Below are 271 nucleotides of genomic sequence, written 5' to 3'. Positions count from 1 at the left end.
CTTCATTAGAAGAAGTTATTGCTCACACTAACGATTAAACCATTGAATCGAAGAAACACGGGGACTTTTGTTTTCTTCATTCTTAAACATTAAACCAAGGGGTAACAAAATGGCTCTAGCAGAGCAAAAAAGAGGCTTATTCGCTCAAAAAAATAAAGGCAAACGTTTTACGTTTGAAGGTAAAAATACCAATACGGATCAATTAGTCCGAGGCGAAGTAGTCGCCAAAGACGAAGAAGAAGCACGTAAAAAGCTCCAACGTCGCGGGATA

At 38.7% G+C, this 271-nt stretch carries 1 pseudogene; it reads left to right on the top strand.

Going from position 1 to position 271, the window contains the following annotated elements:
* Window positions 1-109 precede the first annotated feature (109 nt).
* Window positions 110-271, top strand: a pseudogene (locus tag ACTHSN_RS10815) (type II secretion system F family protein); the annotation flags it as partial.

This window comes from Neisseria sp. P0009.S010, from assembly GCF_051958545.1.
In the GTDB taxonomy this organism is placed as follows: Bacteria; Pseudomonadota; Gammaproteobacteria; order Burkholderiales; family Neisseriaceae; genus Neisseria; species Neisseria subflava_A.
This window is presented reverse-complemented; position numbering and strand designations above follow the sequence as displayed.